Origin of the sequence: Pantoea sp. E2023-21 (assembly GCF_051302795.1) — a bacterium.
Taxonomy (GTDB): domain Bacteria; phylum Pseudomonadota; class Gammaproteobacteria; order Enterobacterales; family Enterobacteriaceae; genus Pantoea; species Pantoea ludwigii_A.
This window is the reverse complement of record NZ_CP195344.1, coordinates 2916893-2937314: the sequence shown is the minus strand read 5'-3', so window position 1 is coordinate 2937314 and position 20422 is coordinate 2916893. Positions and strand designations below refer to the sequence as shown.

The following is a 20422-nucleotide window of genomic DNA, read 5'->3' as shown; positions in this document are numbered from 1 at the left end:
GTTATTTATCGCCCGACAATTTAAATTTCATCAGATCGCGGCGCTCTTTCTTGTCCGGGCGGCGATCGGGGTGCGGCATGGTTAAGGAATTCATCTTGCGCGCCAGCGCGGTCTTTTCACGCTTTTCGATGCTGGCGGCCGTTTCGGCATACAGCGCCTGGGCTTCAGTGGCCGGACGGCGCTGATCGGTGACGGCGGTAATCACTACCGTGCGTTCATCGTTGCCCTGACGCAGCGTCAGTTCGGCGTTCAGCTCCACCAATTTGCTGGGCTTGCTGCGCTGGCCGTTGTAATGCACTTTGCCGCCTTCCACCATTTCGCGTGCCAGCGCACGCGTTTTGTAGAAACGTGCGGCCCACAGCCATTTGTCGAGGCGGACGCCTTCGCTCACTTTCTCTTTCATCGTATTGCGGCTCCTGCTTTAGCGCAGCGTCTCACACAATTGACGATAATCTCTTACCGCCGGATGGCGCTGGAAACATAGATCGGGCCGGCCGGAATCCGGATTACTGACGCCTAAACACCAGCGAATACCCCAGCGTGTGGCTGCATCAAGAATCGCTTCGCTGTCATCAATGAATAGCGTGCGCGCGCTGTCAAACGCAGTGTGTTGCTGAACGGCCTGCCAGAGACGCGGATCCTCTTTCGGATATCCAAAGGTATGGGTGGAAAGTAATAAATCAAGGTGGGCAGCTAATCCGGTCTGCTCCAGTTTGACATCCAGATTGTACGGATGCGCATTGGTCAGCAGAATCGTGCGCTTACCTGCAGCACGCAGCGCCTGCAACAGCGGCAGCGTATCTTCACGCATTGCCGCGCGGTGGCGCTTCTCCCACGTCATGGCGCGAATATCCAGCGCCAGTTCCTGCGACCAGTAATCGAGACAATACCAGTTTAGCGTATGCACCACGGCCTGGTACTTCTGCTCAATCAGCTGATGCGCTTCGCCGAGCGTGATGGCGCGTTCACGACTTAAGGTTTCCGGAACGTGTTCCAGCCAGAAGTGGCGGTCGAAGGCGAGATCGAGCAAGGTGCCGTCCATATCCAGTAGCACGGTATCAATCTCTGACCAGTTAAGCGTAACCTGCATTTTCTTTCTCGCCGCAAAAAAGTGGGCGACAGGGTAGCACAGAAGGGAAGGGCTCAGAACAGCGAGCGCACGCTCTGCATAGTGTTCAGATTGTGGTTGAAGCACTTATCGTAATACTGCTGAATTTCCGCCATGCGCAGGCGATTGCGATGAATACGACGCAGCGCCAGCAAGCCGTTGATCACGACGCTGGCAATCAGCACCAGCATCAACAGCGCGGTACCCAAATAACGCCATTGCGCCATGGCATCGGGTTCGTTGTGCAGCGCGATATGGCGCGTGCCATTTGCATCAGTGGTAATGCTAGTAATGATGCCGCTGGCGGCGAACGGCGTGTGCAGCAGCATGCCGGACATCCGTTGCAACTCGCGCCATTGCGAAGGGGCATCCAGATCGAACAGCGGTACCGACGGCTGCGGCTGCGTCACCATCTGACGACCTTCATCACTGATAATCAGGAAGCCACCCGGCGGCGGGCTATTAAGGTTTTCCGCCGCGCGACGGGTTTCACGCGAGAAGAAGCTGGACGTGGCGGTGTTAACCAGGTTTTCCAGCGCTTCCGCACTCACCGGGCGCAGCAGTACGTTCATGCCATTCAGCTTGCCGGAATCGGCACGGTGGATGAGCGAATCCCAATCCTTAGCATTGCCGAGATTCACCAGCGCATTTTTTAGTCGTACACAATCCTGCTGCTGGCTGCACAGATCCTGAGTTTTCAATACCAAATCGGAGAAGTCATCCAGCAGAATCATGCCCGATTTCTGAATCGCTGAGGCCAGCTGCGGATTGAGTTTCGGATCGGTGTTGGTTTCCGGATGCAGCTGATGCGTGGTGGTATCAAGCAGCGCGGAGGCTTTATCGATAATGTCCGATTGCGGCTGTGGCAGCGGGGCCGCGTTGTTCCAGTAAATCGCTGAACAGTCGAACGGCAAGTAGGCGTAGCTGCGGTTGCTTTGATAATTGCCTGGCACCGAACACATGCCGGTTCCGCCCACTTTCAAACTATCACCAATGTGCAGCGGCAGCGCATTTAGCTTATCAACGCTGTTTACTTCAATACTTTCAGTCCCTTTTACCCATGCCAGACTGAGTTTGATCGGCATGCTAAGCGGAATCCAGGTGAACAACATCACCAGCACCAACAGCGAGCCGCACGCCAGCACCAGATTTTTACGCCAGCGCTGCACCGGGAAATTACGCACTTCGTCCTGCAACGACAGGAAGCGGCCCTGACGCACCACCTGACGATTGAGGTACATGTCGACATCGGTGGTCTGACCTAAATCGTGCGCGACATACGGTTGCCAGTGCGTAGGATAGATGAGATCAATAATGCCGAGCGAGATGTTGCTCTGTTCTTGATTCGATTCGCCGAACAGGCCCCAGCGCTTAGGCGCACCGCGCAGGCAATGCACATCGCGCAAACCTTTGGCGCCGGGGAAGCGATAGAGGAACCACAGGCTGACGGCGATCATCAGACAGCCGAGCAAGGCAATCCACCCCATTAAACTGCCGGGCAGTACCAGACTCAGGAAGAACAGCAGAAAAGCAAGACAGATGACGATCGCTTCACGCGTGCCGTCGGCGCGTGACAGTTGATACTCTTCTGCAGTCTCTTTACGAACCTGCAGTAGCTCAACGTTCTCGCTCTCTTCTTTGCGAATCGATGCGTTGGTGGACACAGGGCGCACCAGCGGCGGCAGCGCGGGTTGTTCCACGGCGTAATTCACCAGCGAGTGACCGTTGAGCGAAATGACCAGCGGCAGCGTTTGCGTGCGGATGAGCTCAACGTAGTTCTCTTCGGCGATGTACTGTTCCCACAGCGGCGGCAGATGCACTTCGACTTCGTCGAGATAGTAGCGCCACTTCTGTGGATCGTCGGTGGAGAGACCATAGCGGGTGATGGAACGCGTTACGGGGTAGACATTATTGCTTTGTGCGGTGAGCGTCAGCGCTTCAGGTTCGCGTGACTTCTTTACAGATTGTGCACTGCTCTGTTGTTGCTGTTTGGCCAGCAACGCAAGGTACTTTTCAACGGCATCGCGCTCTTCGTCAGTGAGCTTTCGATTTGGCGGACTGATAAACGGCAGCGGTTTCGCCAACGGCGGACGATGCCGCATAGCGTACCAATAGCCGATACCTGCTAATAAGGAACAGGCGAGCATGACAGCCAGAATGACAATATAAGTGCTCATGCTTTGCTCAATCCAGCCAAAAAACTGCCTTCACGTTAACGATGTGCTCCCGATGAATCCATCAATAAAGTCAATTTTGGCGAGCAGATGTCATTCTGACAAGGGAAAAGTCAGATAAAATAACGCGCAAAATCATTTAATTATAGTTTGGTAGATTATTCCTCAACGGGATGTTAACCAGACACGACTCAATTAAATATCGGCATTTTCTGAATTTAACAAAACACCGTTGACTTATTGTGAATTTCTAACTGTATAGATAACAAGAAGTTGTTAGCAGCAGTAAGTGAATGTGTGTCACCATAGTTTACTTTAGCTGCGTGTCGCACAATAGTTCTGGCTTCGGTATGCTGGCGTCATCACGTTTCACAGGGTTGTGCTAAGTTTGAGGCTGATATGAAAACCCCAATGAAAAAACCTGACATCCTCCATGTGGAAGCGGTTGCCCGTTCCCGCCTGTTCACCATTGAAGCGATCGATCTCGCTTTCAGCAATGGCGCGCGCCGCGTCTATGAACGCATGAAGCCATCCGACCGTGAAGCGGTGATGATTGTGCCCATCATCGGCGATGATGTGATCCTGATTCAGGAGTACGCCGTGGGTCTGGAAAGTTACGAACTGGGCTTTCCGAAAGGGCTGATCGATCCTGGCGAAAGCGCCTTTGAAGCGGCCGATCGCGAACTGAAAGAAGAAGCGGGATTTGGTGCCACCAAACTGGAAGCGCTTGGCAAGCTCACCATGGCGCCCTCTTACTTCTCCAGCAAGATGAACATCGTGGTAGCGGAAGGCTTGTACGAAGAGAAGTTGGAAGGCGATGAGCCGGAGCCGCTGATTGTGCATCGCTGGCCGCTGAATAATTTGCTGGCACTGTTGGATGAACCCGATTTCCGCGAAGCACGTAATGTCAGTGCGCTGTTCATGGTGCGCGAGTGGCTGGTGAAGCAGGGTCGGTTAAGCTACTAAAATCATTTCACAGAATAAAAAAAAGCCGGCAGAGTTGCCGGCTTTTTTGATCAGAACAGTTCGTGGCTTTCGCCGTTGTCCATGATGGTGGTACCTACATCATGAACCGAATACTCCGTCGGCTGGGTACCGTTGATGAAGTACTCCTGGCGCGAATTGCCGCCGTTAGCCAGCTTGCCGGTGCCACGATCGATGTTGACGGTGACCACGCCATCCGGCGGCGTCAGCGGCTGCACCGGCACGCCTTCCAGCGCAGATTTCATATAGTCATCCCACGCTGGCTGCGCACTCTTCGCGCCGCCTTCGTAACCGGAGATTTGATCCGGAATCGCGCCTGACATGGTTGAACGACCCAGCGCGCGTGAATCATCGAAACCAATCCACACTGACGTCACCACGCCCGGACCGTAACCTGAGAACCACGCATCTTTCGAGCTGTTGGTGGTACCGGTTTTACCGCCGATATCGTTACGTTTCAGATCGCGACCGGCACGCCAACCCGTTCCCATCCAGCCGGGTTCGCCGAAGATGTTGGTGTTCAGCGCACTCTTGATCAGGAATGACAGCGGCGTGTTGATCACGTGCGGTGCATACTGCTGCTCGCCACCAGGCTGCGCAGGAACTTGCTCCAGCTCAGGCTGGGGCACGGTTTGGTTCTGCGATTGATCGGAAGTGGCGACATTTTCAATGCTCTCTTCATTCAACGCCACCGACTTTTTGGTATCGCCATAGATCACCGGCAAGTTGCACTGCGGACAGGCAATTTTCGGTTTCTCTTCAAAGATCACGCCACCTTGTTCGTTCTCAATCTTACTGATGAAGTACGGATCGACCAGGAAGCCGCCGTTCGCCATCACCGCGTAGCCGCGTACCACCTGCATCGGGGTAAATGAAGCCGCACCTAACGCTAATGATTCGGTATGCACGATGTTCTGCGCCGGGAAGCCGAAACGCTGCAGATATTCCGCCGCGTAATCCACGCCCATCGCACGCATCGCGCGCACCATCACCACGTTTTTCGACTCACCCAAACCCTGGCGTAAACGGATAGGACCGGCATAGGTTGGCGGTGAGTTTTTCGGACGCCAGTCGGCACCGGCACCGGCATCCCAGCGCGAAATCGGTACGTCATTGAGAATTGATGCCAGCGTTAAACCGCGATCCATCGCTGCGGTGTAGAGGAACGGCTTGATGTTGGAGCCGACCTGGCGCAGCGCTTGGGTTGCGCGGTTGAACATGCTTTGGTTAAAGTCGAAACCGCCGACCAATGCGCGAACGGCACCATCTTCTGGATTGAGCGACACCAGCGCGGAGTTCACTAATGGAACCTGGCCCAGCCACCAATCGTTATTCACTTTACGCACCCAAATCTGCTGACCGGCTTGCAGCACCTGCGTCACACTGCGCGGCGTTGGGCCTTGCAGCGTGTCAGATTTGTAAGGGCGCGCCCAGCGTACACCCGCCATGTTGAGTGTCACGCTGCTGCCATCTTTCAACATTGCCGTGGCTTGATCGGCGCTGGCGCTGGTGATCACGGCCGCATTGAGCGGGCCATACGTTGGCAAGTTTTTCAGTGCGTTCTGAATGCGGGTTTGATCCCAGCTGGCTTCGCCCACTTTCCACAGCACGTTGGTCGGTCCGCGATAGCCGTGGCGCATATCATACGCCATCACATTGTTACGCACCGCCTGCTGCGCGGCTTCCTGAAGGTGACGCGTAACGGTGGTGTAAACCTTATAGCCGTCTTCATAAGCCTTATCGCCGTAACGCTTCACCATCTCCTGACGCACCATTTCACTTAAGTAAGGTGCCGAGAAAGCGATTTCCGGGCCGTGATAGCTGGCCGTGAGCGGCGAGTTGCGTGCTTCGTTATATTGCTGCTGCGTGATGTAGTTTTGATCCAGCATACGCGCCAGCACCACATTACGACGCGACAGCGCACGCGTATGAGAATAGAGCGGGTTAAAGGTTGACGGTGCTTTCGGCAGACCGGCAATCATCGCCATTTCACTCAGCGACAGCTGATCAATAGGTTTACCAAAATAGACCTGCGCCGCTGCGCCCACGCCATAAGCGCGATAGCCGAGATAAATCTTGTTGAGATACAGCTCAAGAATTTCATCTTTGCTCAGCAGCTGTTCGATGCGGATGGCGAGAAACGCTTCCTTAATCTTGCGCATTAAGGTGCGCTCTGGACTGAGGAAGAAGTTACGCGCCAGCTGCTGAGTAATGGTACTGGCGCCCTGTGAGGCGTGACCGGACATCAGCGCAATACTGGCCGCACGGAAAATCCCCACCGGATCGACACCATGATGCTCGTAGAAACGGCTATCTTCGGTGGCAATAAACGCTTTGATTAACTCAGGCGGCATCTGTTGTAGGGTCAGCGGGACACGGCGCTTCTCGCCGTACTGGGCGATCAGATCGCCATCCGCGCTGTAAACCTGCATAGGAGTTTGCAGGCGCACATCTTTCAATGTGTTCACATCGGGCAGCTGCGGCTCTATGTATTTGTACAAACCATAAACCGTGCCGGCTCCCAGCAAAATGCAACACACTGCAAGGATCAATAAATACTTTACGAACTTCACCTGAGAATTCCCATCTGTTGTCGTTTGAGCAGTTTATAAGCAACCGCGCGGTAGTATAAAGACAAGCCTGACGCATTCATATACCCGCCATAATTGAAGTTGCCGGTGCGTTGGCTGCGTGTGTTCACCTCAGTCACTTACTTTAGTAAGTGGCTGGGGATGCGCCCACTTGCCGCCTTCCTGCAATGCCAATTCTTTAGGGTATCAGCACGCTTACCTTTTAATGATAAGGAGATCGCGCGTATGGCTTTTCAGCGCTGGCAAATTGGACTGGATATCCAAAACGGGCAACTGTGCGCCCTTGGCATCGAACGCCGACGTCATGGGTGGCAGTTACGACACTGGTGGCAACAAACGCTGCCGCAAGATACGTTAAGAAACGGCGTGCTGCAAACCACGCCTGCGTTACTGGATATGTTAGGGCGTTGGCAGCGCCATCTGCCGAAACGCTATTCACTGCGCGTTGGGCTACCGCCGCAACTGGTATTGCAACGTACCTTGCCACTGCCAGAAACCTCGCTGCGTGAGCCAGCGTTGGGACGCTATGTGGCGGCTTCCGCGCAACGCCTGTTTCCTGTCGAGCCTGCGTCGCTGTCGCTGGATTATCGCTCGCCGGGCAAGGATTCGCCGCTTTGCGTTACTGCGGCGCGGCGCGAGGTCATTGCACAATGGCTGACGCCGCTCAAGCAGGCGGATTTGCGGCCGGATGTGCTTGAATTGAGTAGCCTGGCGCTAACGCAGATCGCCCTGCGCATGCCTTTGCGTCACAACCACTTATTGATACATCCGCTCAGCGATCATTGGCTGTGGACGCTGGCGGGTGAAAGCACCCTGTCAGGTGCGGCCACGGAACCTCTTACGCTCGCGCAGTTGCGCGAAACCTTCCCGCAGATGGAATGCGTGTTCTGCACGTCAACGCAGGTTTTACCTGAGCCGCAGGTTAAGCGCTGCAAGCCGTTTTCGCTGCTGCACTATCTACAGCCGCCGTTGCCTGCGCAAGAAGGTCATTTCGCTATCGCGCTTGGACTGGCGCTGCGTCCGGAGGATGCGTGATGCTGGCGGTCAACTTACTTCCCTGGCGCATCCAGCAATCGCAGCGACGACGCCAGCAGAGCATGTCGCTGCTGGCCCTTACGTTGGTATTCACCTTGTTCATCCTCTGCTTACTCTGGTGGCGCGGCGTAATTACACGGCAGCAACAGGCGCAAGCGCTGATGGATAGCACCTATAGCCTCAACTCGCTGCAACAACAGCTGGAACAGCAGCAATTATTGCTACAGCAGCGAGAATCACTCCTTCAGGCGCAGCGGGCGCTGCAGCAACGACAAGATCAGCATCAGCGCTGGCAGCATTTTTGGCAGCAGTTGCCGGAATTAATGCCCGACACCTTGTGGCTTAATCGCCTTGAGCGGCGACAAGGACAACTGCTACTGGAAGGGCAGGCGCAGAGCATGGCGGCAGTCAGTGACTTTCGTCATCAGCTAATGACCCAGCAGCTGTTCAGCAGCGTAAAGCAGGGCGGTGTGAAGCGCGAGCTTGGCGGTGACTATCGTTTCGCTTTACATGCGCGTGTGCAGGAGGTGGCAGATGAATGAACTCTTGCTGCGCTGGCTGATGCTCACGCTGCCGCTGCGCATGGTGTGGCTGTTGATGTTATCCCTGCTGCTCTTTGCGCTGACGTGGATTGTGCTGCTTCGTCCACAACAACAGATGAATGACACGCAAGAGCGGCAGTTGGAACAGATGCAGCAACAGCAACAGCAGCGGCTGCAACAGCTGGCTGCACTTCCGGCCATGAGGGACTTACAGAGCGAGATTAGCGCGCTGCAGCAATCGTTGCTGGATGCTGGCTTTCAGCAAACGCTGGAGAGGATTGTGGCTGCGCGCGGCAGTCAGCTTGAGGCCTGGCAGCCGGACAGCCAGCCGCAACAGCTGCAGTTACGGCTCATCTGGTCGCAATTTCTGCCCCTGTTTAGCGAGCTGGCCACCACCTCATTACCTGTTCCACAGCGTTTTCAGCTGCAAGCCGAGCAGGGCGTACTGCAAACGCAGCTTTGGCTGGAGAGCGAAGATGCGGAGTAATACGTTGCTATTACTACTTTGCAGCTCCCTGGCATTCGCCCGCGATCCTTTCCAGCCGCTGGCAGAAACGCGGTGCCAGGCGCAGGTTGCCGCACCAGAAGGCTGGCGCTTGCAGGGCATCATCGGCACGGCGCCGCGCTTCGTGGCGTGGCTGGTGTCGCCGCAAGGCAAAAGCTATCAACTACTTGATCAAACGCCCTTCCCACAGCCACCCTGGCAAGTGGTAAAGCTTACATCCCGCACGTTGGTGTTGAACGCTGTGCAAAGTTGCACCCCGCAGCAAATCACATGGGTAATAAAAGGAGGTTTTTATGAAATGGATGACGTCACTGCTCCTGCTTTGTCTGAGCATGCCGCTAAGCGCCAATGATGATCGGTTAAGCCTAACGTTTGATGACGCGCCAGTTGAACGCATTTTGCAGGCATTGGCAGATTATCAGCAGACCAATCTGCTGATTGCGCCGGGCGTTGAAGGTCGGCTGTCGCTGCGCTTAGATAATGTTGACTGGCATCGCGCGCTTGCGCTGGTGACGCAACTGGCAAAACTCACCGTGGTGCAGGAAGAGGGCGTGTTGCTGGTCTATCCGGAAAGCTGGCAACAGCTGCAGGCGCAACAGGAAAAGGTGGAGCGCGAGGAGGAGAAACAGCAAACGCCGCTGGCTCAACAAACGGTGATGCTGCATTACGCCAGTGCCAGCGATATCTACCGGAGCCTTCAGGCCGAGCGTTCGTTGATGACGCCGCGCGGTAGCGTCACGGTAGATAGTCGCACCAACAGTTTGCTGCTACGTGATACGGCCGAGGCGCTGCGAGACACCGAGCGTTGGCTTAAAGCGCTGGATCTACCGCTTGAGCAGGTTGAGCTTGCCGCGCATATCGTCACCATTAATGAAGAGCATTTACGTGAGCTGGGCGTTAATTGGGGTACGTCGCCAGCGGAGGTGGTGACGCAGGCGCTGCGCAACCCGCTACTCGACATTCCACTGGCGGTGGGGAATCCGGCGTTTCGCGCTGGCGTGACGCTGGGCCAGGTCAGCGGTGAATTGCTCAATCTTGAGCTGAGTGCGCTGGAGCAGGAGAACCAAATCGAAATTATCGCCAGTCCGCGGCTGTTTACCTCGCATCAGCAAACCGCCAGCATCAAGCAAGGAACCGAAATTCCTTACGAGGTGAAATCGGGCAACAGTGGTGCGACGGCCATCGAATTTAAAGAGGCAGTGCTGGGCATGGAAGTAACGCCCGTGGTGCTGGGAAATGGTCGAATCCAGCTCAAGCTGCGGCTCAGCCAGAACTTGCCGGGACGCAGTTTAAGCATCGGCGACAATCAGGTGCTGAGTATTGATAAACAAGAGATCGAAACGCAGGTGACGCTGCGCGATGGCGAAACCTTAGCGCTCGGTGGCATTTTCCAACAGCAGCGCTCGCAGAGCGAAAAACGCGTCCCCTTGCTGGGCGACCTGCCGCTGCTGGGGAATTTGTTCCGCCAGCAATCTGATGAGCAGAAGAAAAAGGAGCTGGTGATCTTTATTACCCCCAGACTGGTCAGGGAAGCAGCGCTTACTGCCGGATAAAGCGGAAAATTCGTTCTGTGAGGCCAACTGCGTTGACGCAGGGCTGGAATTAGCTTACAAGGTTTAGCGATTTTCAAAACGGTGTAACGGAACGCGGCAGAATAACCTTCCGAATGACGTCGGTCACAAGCGATACTGACGTCAAAAGAAATATCTCCAAAATAATTCGAGCTTCAGTAAGACGTTAAATGAGTGAATTTACTGTGCTTACATCAGTAAGCGATTACAGTGGATGACCCCGGCCAGCGTGCCTGTAGCACGAAATATAGTGGATTAGCGAAGGTGCGTTACCGTCTCGCGAACCACAGACCGGTCCTGTTAAGAGGTCGCCGGGGGCAATTTATTCGGTTGCCAAACGGCCATGAGTGTTGAGATAATTTTCCGTCTGACTCTTGTTAACGCTCATGAGGTCTCAGTTCCTGTCCCGCCAGCTACGCTGAACGCGGGGTATCATCAACGAATTCTTAGTAATACCGATAAAATGGCAGAGAAACGCAATATCTTTCTGGTTGGGCCGATGGGTGCCGGCAAAAGCACTATTGGTCGTCAGTTGGCTCAGCAACTCAATATGGAATTTTTCGATTCCGATCAGGAAATTGAGCGACGCACCGGAGCGGATGTAGGCTGGGTATTTGATGTGGAAGGCGAAGAAGGCTTCCGCGATCGTGAAGAAAAGATCATTAATGAGCTGACCGAGAAGCAAGGCATTGTGCTCGCGACCGGTGGCGGCTCAGTCAAATCCCGCGAGACCCGTAATCGTCTCTCCGCCCGCGGTGTGGTCGTATACCTTGAAACCACCATCGAAAAGCAGCTTGCTCGTACCCAGCGTGATAAAAAGCGTCCGCTGTTGCAGGTTGAATCACCGCCGCGCGAAGTACTGGAAGCGCTAGCAGGTGAACGTAATCCGCTTTATGAAGAGATCGCTGATGTCACTATTCGCACTGACGATCAAAGTGCAAAAGTGGTGGCCAATCAGATCATCAACATGCTGGAAAAGAACTAATCCAGCGCCCTGAGGGCTCAGCAATAGGTATCGGTCATCATGGAGAAGATCACTGTTTCACTCGGGGATCGCAGTTACCCCATTACCATCGCTGCCGGACTGTTTAACGATCCGGCTTCTTTTTGGCCGCTCAAAGCAGGCGACAATGCCATGCTGGTGACAAACCAGACGCTGGCGCCGATCTATCTCGAACCCCTGTCAGCGCTTCTTAGCAATGCCGGTGTAAAGGTGGATCAAGTCATTTTGCCTGATGGTGAGCAGTACAAAACGCTGGCTGTAATGGACGAGGTGTTCACCGCGCTGCTGAAAAAGCCGCACGGCCGTGATACCACGCTGATTGCACTCGGTGGTGGAGTGATTGGTGACTTGACCGGATTTGCTGCAGCCAGCTATCAGCGTGGCGTGCGCTTTATTCAGGTGCCGACCACCTTGTTGTCTCAGGTTGACTCCTCCGTCGGTGGAAAAACCGCGGTAAACCATCCACTCGGCAAAAACATGATTGGGGCGTTTTATCAGCCTGCGTCTGTCGTTGTGGATACACATTGCCTGGCCACTCTGCCGCCGCGCGAATTAGCGTCCGGTCTGGCGGAAGTGATCAAATACGGCATTATTCTTGATGGCGAATTCTTCCAGTGGCTGGAGCAGAACCTTGATGCTCTGCTGGCGCTGGATGAAAAAGCCCTTGCTTACTGTATCCGTCGCTGCTGCGAGCTAAAAGCAGAAGTGGTAGCGGCTGATGAGCGCGAAACCGGCGTACGCGCACTGCTCAATCTGGGCCATACTTTTGGTCATGCGATTGAAGCGCATATGGGCTACGGCAACTGGCTGCACGGCGAAGCGGTGTCGGCTGGCATGGTGATGGCTGCACGTACCGCTGAACGTTTGGGTCAGTTCACCTCGGGCGAAACCGATCGTATTATCGCGCTGCTGTTGCGTGCCGGTTTGCCAGTGCATGGCCCGGCGAGCATGGCAGCGGAAGATTATTTGCCACACATGATGCGCGATAAAAAAGTGCTGGCGGGCGAGTTGCGTCTGGTGCTGCCTCTCGCTATTGGCCGCTCTGAAGTGCGTGCAGGTGTTGCACATGATATGGTGCTGGCTGCAATTAACGATTGCCAGAAACCCTGATTATTAGACGTGACGAGTGGTGATGCGGCGTGTGGGAAGCGCGTCGTTTTACGGAGGAGGCTAAATGGATGAGTTCAAACCGGAAGACGAGTTAAAACCTGACGCCAGTGATCGCCGTCCGACACGGCCACGCAAATCGTCTTCTGCGCCAAAAGTGAAAGTACCGGTTTCTCGTCAGCATATGATGATGGGCATTGGTATTTTGGTTCTGCTATTGGTGGTGCTGGGTATAGGTTCAGCATTAACCGGCCCAGACGAGAAAAAACCCGCAACGAATACCGCTAATAACGGCGCGGCACCTTCTGCCGGTGGCAGCGAAAAGAACATCGACCTTTCGGGATCGACGTCTATGAGCGGCCAGCAAAATGCCACTCCTTCAGCTGAAAGCAGCGCACCGCAAAACACGGCGGGCACGGCTGCACCAGCGGGCAATGACTCACAATCCATCTCGATGCCATCGGTCTCTTCTACGCCGACCCAGGCTGCGCCTGTGGATACGCCAGCCAACCAACAGCGCGTCACGCTGCCGGGCGATCTCAATACTGCGCTGAACAATCAGCAAGGTTCAGTTGATGCTGCGGCACAAGGTGCGCAGGGCAACAGTTCGCTGCCAACCGCACCGGCAACGGTTAGCGGCAATGGTAAAGCGATTACGCCGCCCGCGATGCGTCCAGAAACACCTGCGCGCACCAGCAATAACGGTACACGCGAGACGCATGCGTCGACCCCGCATAAAGCACCGGCCGCTTCTAAACCGGCACCCGTGAAAGATAACAACACACGCACCACCGCGACGCGCAATGCCGCGCCTGCGACTTCGAGCGGTGCCAGCAAGTCGCTGCCGTCAGGCGGAAATTACACGCTGCAGCTGAGCGGTGCGTCGAAAGAAGAGAGCCTGAACGCCTGGGCGAGAAAACAGAACCTGAGCGGTTATCACGTATATAAAACCACGCGTAACGGTGAGCCTTGGTATGTGTTGGTCAGCGGTGCTTACGCCACGCCAGCCGATGCGAAACGCGCCGTGGCATCACTGCCAGCGGAAGTGCGTGCAGCCAATCCGTGGGTAAAACCGCTTAGCCAGGTGAAGAAAGAAAGTCAGTAATTGATGTGGGGCCGCGTACATGCGGCCCCGTTTAAAGCGCAGAGCTGCTGTCGGTTTCACCACAGCCAATAATTAAGATGTAATAACCACGACAGCATGAAAAAAAATCGCGCTTTCCTGAAATGGGCCGGAGGGAAATACCCGCTCCTTGATGACATTCGTCGTCATTTGCCACAAGGTGATTGTCTTATCGAACCCTTTGTCGGCGCTGGTTCTGTGTTCCTCAACACCGATTATGACCGCTATCACCTGGCGGACATCAACGGTGATCTCATCAATCTGTATAACATCGTTAAAACGCGCACTGCGGGTTTCATTGAAGACGCGCGTCAGCTCTTCAATGCCGAAGGTAATACCGCGGAAACCTACTACGCGCAGCGCATCGCTTTCAATGCGAGCAAAGATGAATATCAGCGCGCAGTGCTGTTCTTGTATCTCAATCGCCACGGTTATAACGGGCTTTGCCGCTACAATCTGCGCGGTGAGTTTAACGTGCCTTTTGGCCGTTATCGTAAGCCGTATTTCCCTGAAGCGGAGCTGTTATGGTTTGCCGAACGGGCGCAAAAAGCGACCTTTGTCTGTGAATCGTACGATGTTACTCTGAACAACGCCGTTGAAGGCTCAGTCGTTTATTGCGATCCGCCGTATGCACCGCTTTCGGCGACAGCGAATTTTACCGCGTACCATACCAACAGTTTTAGTCTGCGCGAGCAGCAGCATCTGGCGGAATTGGCCAATAAGCTGGCGCAGCAAAATCGCATCCCGGTACTGATTTCTAATCACGATACGGTGCTCACGCGTGAGTGGTATCAGAATGCGGATTTACACGTAGTCAAAGCCCGGCGTTCCATCAGCCGAAGCATAAGTGGTCGCACTCAGGTCGACGAACTGCTGGCGCTTTTCCGCTAGCCTGTTTCGTCCGCGACCAAGGCATTACGCCAGCTCCGGCTGGCGCACAAAATTGGGAGAATCGGATGAAACAATTTTTACTGGCCCCTTCAATTCTGGCTGCAGACTTCGCCCGTTTAGGTGAAGACACGGCCAAAGCGCTGGCGGCAGGTGGTGATGTGGTCCATTTCGATGTGATGGATAACCACTACGTTCCCAATCTGACGATGGGGCCGATGGTGCTGAAAGCGCTGCGCGATTACGGCATCACTGCACCTATTGATGTGCATCTGATGGTCAAACCTGTGGATGCATTGATCCCGGAATTCGCAAAAGCAGGCGCCACCTTCATTACTTTCCATCCGGAAGCCAGTGAGCATGTTGACCGCACGCTGCAGCTGATCAAAGAGCACGGCTGCAAAGCCGGACTGGTATTCAATCCTGCCACGCCGCTCGACTACCTCGATTATGTAATGGATAAGCTGGACATCATTCTGTTGATGTCGGTCAACCCAGGTTTTGGCGGTCAATCCTTCATTCCCGGAACGCTCGATAAATTGCGCGAGGCACGTCGCCTGATCGATCAAAGCGGCTACAACATTCGTCTGGAAGTCGATGGCGGTGTGAAAATCGATAACATCGGTCAAATTGCTGCCGCCGGCGCTGACATGTTTGTCGCGGGTTCTGCGATCTTTGGTCATCCGGATTACAAAAAAGTGATCGATGAAATGCGTGGCGAACTGGAGAAAGTTAATGGCTCATTTCACTGATATCCGCGCGCTGGCGTTTGATCTGGACGGTACGCTGGTTGATAGCGCGCCAGGTTTAGCACAAGCCATCGATCATGCGCTGGCCGATCTGCAACTGCCGCCGCCGGGTGTGGCATTAGCCTCCACCTGGATTGGTAACGGCGCAGACGTGATGATGAGCCGTGCGCTGACCTGGGCGCTAGGACGCGAGCCACATGCTGAAGAGCAACGCGATGCGCGTGCGCTGTTTGATAAGTATTACGCGCAAACGGTGGAAGCGGGCAGCACGCTGTTCCCGCAGGTGAAAGAGACGCTGGCAGCGCTGCAGGCGAAAGGCCTGCCGCTGGCGATCGTCACCAATAAGCCCACACCGTTTGTTGCTCCGCTGCTTAAGTCGCTCGGTATTGCCGAATACTTCACGCAGATAATCGGCGGTGACGACGTGATAGTGAAAAAGCCCCATCCGGCGGCTATTTTCCTGGTACTCGGCCATTTTGGTGTGCTTCCCGGACAATTGCTGTTTGTCGGCGATTCCCGCAATGATATTCTCGCGGCCCAAGCGGCAGGCGTACCGAACATCGGTATGACATTTGGCTACAACTACGGTGAGCCGATTGCGACCAGCCTTCCCGATTTAACTCTCGACTCTTTTGACGAACTTTTGCCCGCTATCGGGCTGTGATTATCAGGACATAACATGAGCAAACCCATCGTTTTCAGCGGCGCCCAGCCTTCCGGTGAACTGACCATTGGCAACTATATGGGTGCGCTGCGTCAGTGGGTGCAGATGCAGGATGACTTCCACTGCATTTACTGCATCGTCGATCTGCACGCCATCACCGTACGTCAGGATCCTGTTGCGCTGCGTAAAGCTACGCTGGATACCTTAGCGCTCTATCTTGCCTGCGGCATCGACCCGGCTAAAAGCACCATCTTTGTTCAGTCGCACGTGCCAGAGCACGCGCAGCTGAGTTGGGTGCTGAACTGCTACGCCTATTTCGGCGAATTGAGCCGCATGACGCAGTTCAAAGATAAATCAGCGCGCTACTCGGAAAACATCACCGCGGGTTTGTTTGATTATCCGGTGTTGATGGCGGCCGATATCCTGCTGTATCAAACCAATCAGGTGCCGGTTGGCGAGGATCAGAAGCAGCATCTGGAACTGAGCCGCGATATCGCGCAGCGTTTCAATGCGCTATACGGCGATGTGTTCAAAGTGCCAGAGCCGTTCATTCCGAAATCGGGCGCACGCGTGATGTCGCTGCTTGAGCCGACGAAGAAAATGTCCAAGTCAGACGACAACCGCAATAACGTGATTGGTCTGCTGGAAGACACTAAAGCGGTGGTCAAGAAGATCAAACGCGCGGTGACTGACTCCGCCGAGCCACCAGTGGTGCGCTACGACGTCAAAGAGAAAGCCGGTGTTTCCAACTTGCTGGATATTCTCTCAGGCGTGACCGGCAAAACCATTGCCGAGCTGGAGCAGGAGTTCGAAGGCAAAATGTACGGCCACCTGAAAGGCGCGGTAGCGGATGCGGTTTCCGGCATGCTGACCGATCTGCAGGAGCGCTACCATCGTTTCCGTAACGACGAAGAGCTGCTGAATCAGGTGATGCGCGATGGCGCAGCGAAAGCCCGCGCGCATGCGCAGGAAACGCTGAAGAAAGTGTACGAAGCGGTCGGCTTTGTCGCGCAGCCGTAAGCGGCTGGCGGGATAACGCGTAACGGCGGGTCGTTATGACCTAATGCCGATCAGTTATGCGCAGAGCGACTTTCGTTCGCCATTGGCTGTGGCAGTTGCAGTTCAGCCGTGCGGCGAACGAGAAGAGGGCGTCTGGCCACGCCCTCTTCACTCCCGGGCCCTGCGCCAGCCCAACCCGCCGCTACGCGGTGCCTTCACTCGACAAGATTCCTGACGGACCGGCGGCGATTCGCTCCTGCTCAGCGCCGCCTCTCACCGCATCCATGCGGTTCGCCCTGGAATCCCTCTCTCGCTCAGCGGGTTAGGATGTCGCCTCAACACCCACGCTGCTACTGCAGTGCATATTAAACTGCATAATCGCTGCCAGAATTGTAGGGTCGTCATTAATGACGACCATTTCAATGGCCGCACAAGGGTGGTGTCCTTGTCGCCATAAATGGCTAATGCTCGTCATTTAAGAGATGAAAACCCTAATTACCGAGTGCGCACAATGTAGCGGCGCAATTCATTGCGCGATAAATCGCGCTGCTACGGAAGGTGCGGCGATTTGATACGGCGCTTAACTGACGAGCATTAGGTCTCTATGACCCGCCGTTTTTTATTTGATGCGATGTAACGCCAGTTCTGCGCCATCCCAAAACAGGCGGGCGTTGCCGTCAGCCAGCACGCTGATTACCGCGCCGGGTGCCGGTCCCCACGCCTTATTGCCACAGCTCACGTTAAAACCGTAGCGGAAGGTGAAATCACGATCTTGTCCCGCGCCATTGGCGGCAGTGAGACGCGGTTTAGTTGCGCAGTTATCGACCGCAGGATGGATGCTGCGTTCGGCGGTACCACGTGTCCAGGTTATCGCGTTCGGCTTAAATGCCACGCGCGCGCCCATAAACTGCGGGTCATTCTTGATATACAGCTGCCCGACTTCCTTCCTGGGCGTTACCGCCACCACCTGCCATTCGCCGATGACGTTCGACCAGGTAACGGGTGCAGCGGTGACAACCGCGCTCAGCGGCAATAACAACGCGCAAACCAGTGAAGCAACGCGCATGGAAACTCCTTATCAATGAGAAAGATGGCTATTAGTCTGGCGACAAAGCGCAGTGCTGTACAGTTTTTGCCGCTTCAGAACCAGCGTAACTGGGAACGCAGCTCCACTACGCGACCCACAATAATCAGAGCCGGACTGGCAAACTGCTGCGCCAGGGTTGCCAGCTCCGCCAGGGTTGCGGTCTCTACGCGCTGCTGCGGCGTGGTACCGTTTTGCACAATCGCCACCGGCATCGCTGCATCCATGCCGTGCTGCATCAGTTGCTTTTGGATTTCAGGCGCCTGCGCCAACCCCATATAGAACACCAGCGTTTGTTGCTCGGCGGCCAGTTTGCGCCATTCGATTTCACCGTGCTGCTGCAAATGGCCGGTCACGAAGCGCACGCTTTGCGCGTGGTCACGATGCGTAAGCGGAATGCCGCTGTAGGCGGAACAGCCCGACGCGGCGGTGATACCCGGCACTACGCTAAACGGGATGTTGTGCTGCGCCAGCAGTTCCAGCTCCTCGCCGCCGCGACCAAAGATAAAAGGATCGCCGCCTTTCAGTCGCACTACGCGCTTGCCGCTCTGCGCTTGCTCCAGCAGAACCTGGTTAATCTGCGCTTGCGGTACGCAGTGATTACCCGCTTGTTTACCCACAAAGATGCGCTCAGCATCGCGGCGCACCAGGTTGAGAATCGGCTCGGAGACTAAGCGGTCATACACCACCACATCGGCCTGCTGGATATGCTGCAGGCCTTTTAATGTCAGCAGTCCCGCATCGCCCGGCCCGGCCCCCACCAGCACCACTTCGCCTTGCTGCGACAGCGGCGCATCGAACAAGGTCTTGACGATGTGCTTCGCGCGCGGCCGATCGCCATTTGCAAGGCTTTGTGCCAGACGATCGCTAACGAAGAAGCGCTCCCAGAAAGCACGACGCTGCGCCATGCTGTTGAAGGACCGCTTTACGCGGCTTCGCAGCGAACCGGCCAATGACGCTAGCTCGCCGAGATGTTGTGGCAGCATCGCTTCAAGTTTTTCTCGCAGTAAACGCGCCAGCACCGGTGCGCGGCCGCCAGAAGAGACGGCAATCATCAGCGGTGAGCGATCGATAATCGATGGCATAATCGCGCTGGCTTCCTGCGGTGCATCCACCAGATTGCAGAAGATGCGTCGCTGCTCCGCCACATCACCGACCTGCTGGTTAACCGCATCATCGTCGGTGGCGGCAATCACCAACCAACAGCCTTCTAACCAGCGTTCATCAAACGCGCCGGGTAATAAAGTCAACTTTCCCTGTTGTGCCCACTGCTGAAACGCAGGGGAGAAATCCAGTGCGCCAACGTGCAGATCGGCACCGGCTTCCAACAGTAAACGCGCTTTGCGTTCTGCCACATCACCACCGCCAACCAGCAAACAGCGTTTACCTTGCAGGCGGCAAAACAGCGGAAAGTAGTCCATCGCTCATCCTAAAAAAGCCCGCTCAAGGCGGGCTGAAAAAAGTGTTATGCCGTTTTGAGCGGCGTGGTTTGCGCTTCTGCCTGCGGGCGTTGCGCCTGCGGGGTGGCGTACCAGTAACCGAGACCCATCAGTACCATGCCGGAGAACATGTTGCCCAGTGTCACCCACAGCAAGTTGTGGCCGATGCCGCTCAAAGTGAGGTCTGCATTATGCTGACCAAACCACGACAGCGCAAAGACCGTCATGTTGGCGATGGAGTGCTCATAGCCGGAAGCGATAAACGCCAGCAAACACCACCAGATAGCGATGAACTTCGCCGTTCCTTCAGTACGTACCGCCATCCAAATCGCCAGGCATACCAGCCAGTTACACAGCGCGCCTTTAAAGAACAGCGCCATCGCCGGCTGCACGGTTTTTGCCAGCGCCGCACTGTGAAGCAGCGATCCGGCATTCGGCAGCAGCGGACCCGCTGCAGAGTAATAAATCAGTGCGACCAATACCGAACCGAGCAGATTACCCAGCCAGGTTTGCGGCAATACGCACCACATCTGGCCTTGATTAATGCTGCCCGCTTTCACACCAATGGTCAGGAACATGGTGTGGCCGGTGAACAGCTCGGAACCGGCGATGATCACCAGCGTTAAGGCGATACCAAAGGTCGCGCCCATCAACAGTGGACGATAAGCCGGATCGACCAGATTGCCGAGCGTGAAGATCAGGATAATCGCCAGGCCAACGTAAGCGCCCGCCATCGCCGAGCTGATCCAGAAGGCCAGCGGGCTGTGCTGCGCAGTACGCACAATGCGCGCCGCGTTGGCGGCGCATTTATTCAGGGTGTCAGTGAACATAGTGACGTCTCATAAAGTGAAGGAAT

20 protein-coding genes are annotated in these 20422 nt (G+C 55.4%); 13 read left to right on the top strand and 7 right to left on the bottom strand.

From position 1 onward, the window contains the following. Position 1 precedes the first annotated feature (1 nt). From hslR to ACRQ84_RS13855, 3 genes are read right to left on the bottom strand one after another with little or no spacing between them, the layout of a single operon-like run. Positions 2-403 carry a ribosome-associated heat shock protein Hsp15 gene (hslR, locus tag ACRQ84_RS13865; protein ID WP_064739737.1) on the bottom strand — a complete coding sequence of 134 codons (402 nt, stop codon included), beginning with the start codon at positions 401-403 and terminating at the stop codon, positions 2-4. A gap of 18 nt (positions 404-421) precedes the next feature. Further along, positions 422-1090: a GMP/IMP nucleotidase gene (gene yrfG / locus ACRQ84_RS13860; RefSeq protein ID WP_064739736.1), complete on the bottom strand. Its 669-nt coding sequence runs from the start codon at positions 1088-1090 to the stop codon at positions 422-424. 53 nt (positions 1091-1143) lie between these two features. Continuing rightward, positions 1144-3285, bottom strand: coding sequence for an intracellular growth attenuator family protein (locus ACRQ84_RS13855; RefSeq protein WP_483816357.1), 2142 nt, complete (start codon positions 3283-3285; stop codon positions 1144-1146). Positions 3286-3681: 396 nt separating this feature from the next. Here ACRQ84_RS13855 and nudE point away from each other — a divergent pair, with 396 nt between their 5' ends. After that, the gene (gene nudE, locus ACRQ84_RS13850) at positions 3682-4248 is read left to right on the top strand and encodes an ADP compounds hydrolase NudE (protein WP_064739734.1); all 567 of its coding nucleotides are present in this window, start codon (positions 3682-3684) and stop codon (positions 4246-4248) included. A gap of 50 nt (positions 4249-4298) precedes the next feature. Here the strand turns inward: nudE and mrcA are convergent, their stop codons facing one another. Then, positions 4299-6839 (bottom strand): peptidoglycan glycosyltransferase/peptidoglycan DD-transpeptidase MrcA, encoded by a 2541-nt coding sequence (gene mrcA / locus ACRQ84_RS13845; protein ID WP_064739733.1) that lies wholly within the window; start codon positions 6837-6839, stop codon positions 4299-4301. Between the two features lie 243 nt (positions 6840-7082). Here mrcA and pilM point away from each other — a divergent pair, with 243 nt between their 5' ends. The 12 genes from pilM to trpS all read left to right on the top strand — a co-directional run bounded on the left by pilM (position 7083) and on the right by trpS (position 17064). Then, positions 7083-7892 carry a pilus assembly protein PilM gene (gene pilM, locus ACRQ84_RS13840; RefSeq protein ID WP_483816356.1) on the top strand — a complete coding sequence of 270 codons (810 nt, stop codon included), beginning with the start codon at positions 7083-7085 and terminating at the stop codon, positions 7890-7892. Continuing rightward, positions 7892-8434, top strand: a complete 543-nt coding sequence (locus tag ACRQ84_RS13835) for a PilN domain-containing protein (RefSeq protein ID WP_483816355.1) — start codon at positions 7892-7894, stop codon at positions 8432-8434. The genes pilM and ACRQ84_RS13835 overlap by 1 nt, the downstream gene beginning before the upstream one ends. Further along, positions 8427-8921, top strand: coding sequence for a HofO family protein (locus tag ACRQ84_RS13830; RefSeq protein WP_483816354.1), 495 nt, complete (start codon positions 8427-8429; stop codon positions 8919-8921). The genes ACRQ84_RS13835 and ACRQ84_RS13830 overlap by 8 nt, the downstream gene beginning before the upstream one ends. Further along, the gene (locus tag ACRQ84_RS13825) at positions 8911-9291 is read left to right on the top strand and encodes a HofP DNA utilization family protein (RefSeq protein WP_483816353.1); all 381 of its coding nucleotides are present in this window, start codon (positions 8911-8913) and stop codon (positions 9289-9291) included. The genes ACRQ84_RS13830 and ACRQ84_RS13825 overlap by 11 nt, the downstream gene beginning before the upstream one ends. Next, positions 9233-10492 carry a DNA uptake porin HofQ gene (gene hofQ, locus ACRQ84_RS13820; RefSeq protein WP_483816352.1) on the top strand — a complete coding sequence of 420 codons (1260 nt, stop codon included), beginning with the start codon at positions 9233-9235 and terminating at the stop codon, positions 10490-10492. The genes ACRQ84_RS13825 and hofQ overlap by 59 nt, the downstream gene beginning before the upstream one ends. A 481-nt stretch (positions 10493-10973) precedes the next feature. Then, positions 10974-11495, top strand: coding sequence for a shikimate kinase AroK (aroK, locus tag ACRQ84_RS13815; protein WP_008107887.1), 522 nt, complete (start codon positions 10974-10976; stop codon positions 11493-11495). A 39-nt stretch (positions 11496-11534) separates the two neighbouring features. Then, a complete protein-coding gene (aroB, locus tag ACRQ84_RS13810; protein ID WP_064739727.1) occupies positions 11535-12623 on the top strand; it encodes a 3-dehydroquinate synthase in 1089 nt (362 codons plus the stop codon). Positions 12624-12687: 64 nt separating this feature from the next. Next, positions 12688-13725, top strand: coding sequence for an SPOR domain-containing protein (locus tag ACRQ84_RS13805; RefSeq protein ID WP_483816351.1), 1038 nt, complete (start codon positions 12688-12690; stop codon positions 13723-13725). Between the two features lie 96 nt (positions 13726-13821). Then, on the top strand, positions 13822-14634 hold the full coding sequence (gene dam / locus ACRQ84_RS13800; RefSeq protein ID WP_064739725.1) for an adenine-specific DNA-methyltransferase: 813 nt from the start codon (positions 13822-13824) through the stop codon (positions 14632-14634). A gap of 65 nt (positions 14635-14699) precedes the next feature. Next, positions 14700-15383, top strand: coding sequence for a ribulose-phosphate 3-epimerase (gene rpe, locus ACRQ84_RS13795; protein WP_007892266.1), 684 nt, complete (start codon positions 14700-14702; stop codon positions 15381-15383). Next, positions 15367-16044, top strand: coding sequence for a phosphoglycolate phosphatase (locus ACRQ84_RS13790; protein ID WP_064739724.1), 678 nt, complete (start codon positions 15367-15369; stop codon positions 16042-16044). The genes rpe and ACRQ84_RS13790 overlap by 17 nt, the downstream gene beginning before the upstream one ends. Before the next feature lie 15 nt (positions 16045-16059). Then, positions 16060-17064: a tryptophan--tRNA ligase gene (gene trpS, locus ACRQ84_RS13785; RefSeq protein WP_064739723.1), complete on the top strand. Its 1005-nt coding sequence runs from the start codon at positions 16060-16062 to the stop codon at positions 17062-17064. 598 nt (positions 17065-17662) lie between these two features. Here trpS and ACRQ84_RS13780 read toward each other — a convergent pair. The 3 genes from ACRQ84_RS13780 to nirC all read right to left on the bottom strand — a co-directional run bounded on the left by ACRQ84_RS13780 (position 17663) and on the right by nirC (position 20396). Then, positions 17663-18109, bottom strand: coding sequence for a hypothetical protein (locus ACRQ84_RS13780; protein WP_064739722.1), 447 nt, complete (start codon positions 18107-18109; stop codon positions 17663-17665). Positions 18110-18183: 74 nt separating this feature from the next. Next, positions 18184-19548: a siroheme synthase CysG gene (gene cysG / locus ACRQ84_RS13775; RefSeq protein ID WP_483816350.1), complete on the bottom strand. Its 1365-nt coding sequence runs from the start codon at positions 19546-19548 to the stop codon at positions 18184-18186. Positions 19549-19592: 44 nt separating this feature from the next. Continuing rightward, on the bottom strand, positions 19593-20396 hold the full coding sequence (gene nirC, locus ACRQ84_RS13770) for a nitrite transporter NirC (protein WP_483816349.1): 804 nt from the start codon (positions 20394-20396) through the stop codon (positions 19593-19595). Between the last annotated feature and the right edge of the window lie 26 nt (positions 20397-20422).

Coding starts and splice junctions, on each gene's coding strand:
- ACRQ84_RS13790 (WP_064739724.1), top strand. CDS start 15,367: ATGGCTCATTTCACTGATATCCGCGCGCTGGCGTTTGATCTGGACGGT.
- nirC (WP_483816349.1), bottom strand. CDS start 20,396: ATGTTCACTGACACCCTGAATAAATGCGCCGCCAACGCGGCGCGCATT.
- nudE (WP_064739734.1), top strand. CDS start 3,682: ATGAAAACCCCAATGAAAAAACCTGACATCCTCCATGTGGAAGCGGTT.
- hslR (WP_064739737.1), bottom strand. CDS start 403: ATGAAAGAGAAAGTGAGCGAAGGCGTCCGCCTCGACAAATGGCTGTGG.
- ACRQ84_RS13780 (WP_064739722.1), bottom strand. CDS start 18,109: ATGCGCGTTGCTTCACTGGTTTGCGCGTTGTTATTGCCGCTGAGCGCG.
- aroK (WP_008107887.1), top strand. CDS start 10,974: ATGGCAGAGAAACGCAATATCTTTCTGGTTGGGCCGATGGGTGCCGGC.
- rpe (WP_007892266.1), top strand. CDS start 14,700: ATGAAACAATTTTTACTGGCCCCTTCAATTCTGGCTGCAGACTTCGCC.
- pilM (WP_483816356.1), top strand. CDS start 7,083: ATGGCTTTTCAGCGCTGGCAAATTGGACTGGATATCCAAAACGGGCAA.
- yrfG (WP_064739736.1), bottom strand. CDS start 1,090: ATGCAGGTTACGCTTAACTGGTCAGAGATTGATACCGTGCTACTGGAT.
- ACRQ84_RS13825 (WP_483816353.1), top strand. CDS start 8,911: ATGCGGAGTAATACGTTGCTATTACTACTTTGCAGCTCCCTGGCATTC.
- hofQ (WP_483816352.1), top strand. CDS start 9,233: ATGAAATGGATGACGTCACTGCTCCTGCTTTGTCTGAGCATGCCGCTA.
- cysG (WP_483816350.1), bottom strand. CDS start 19,548: ATGGACTACTTTCCGCTGTTTTGCCGCCTGCAAGGTAAACGCTGTTTG.
- ACRQ84_RS13855 (WP_483816357.1), bottom strand. CDS start 3,285: ATGAGCACTTATATTGTCATTCTGGCTGTCATGCTCGCCTGTTCCTTA.
- dam (WP_064739725.1), top strand. CDS start 13,822: ATGAAAAAAAATCGCGCTTTCCTGAAATGGGCCGGAGGGAAATACCCG.
- ACRQ84_RS13830 (WP_483816354.1), top strand. CDS start 8,427: ATGAATGAACTCTTGCTGCGCTGGCTGATGCTCACGCTGCCGCTGCGC.
- aroB (WP_064739727.1), top strand. CDS start 11,535: ATGGAGAAGATCACTGTTTCACTCGGGGATCGCAGTTACCCCATTACC.
- ACRQ84_RS13805 (WP_483816351.1), top strand. CDS start 12,688: ATGGATGAGTTCAAACCGGAAGACGAGTTAAAACCTGACGCCAGTGAT.
- ACRQ84_RS13835 (WP_483816355.1), top strand. CDS start 7,892: ATGCTGGCGGTCAACTTACTTCCCTGGCGCATCCAGCAATCGCAGCGA.
- trpS (WP_064739723.1), top strand. CDS start 16,060: ATGAGCAAACCCATCGTTTTCAGCGGCGCCCAGCCTTCCGGTGAACTG.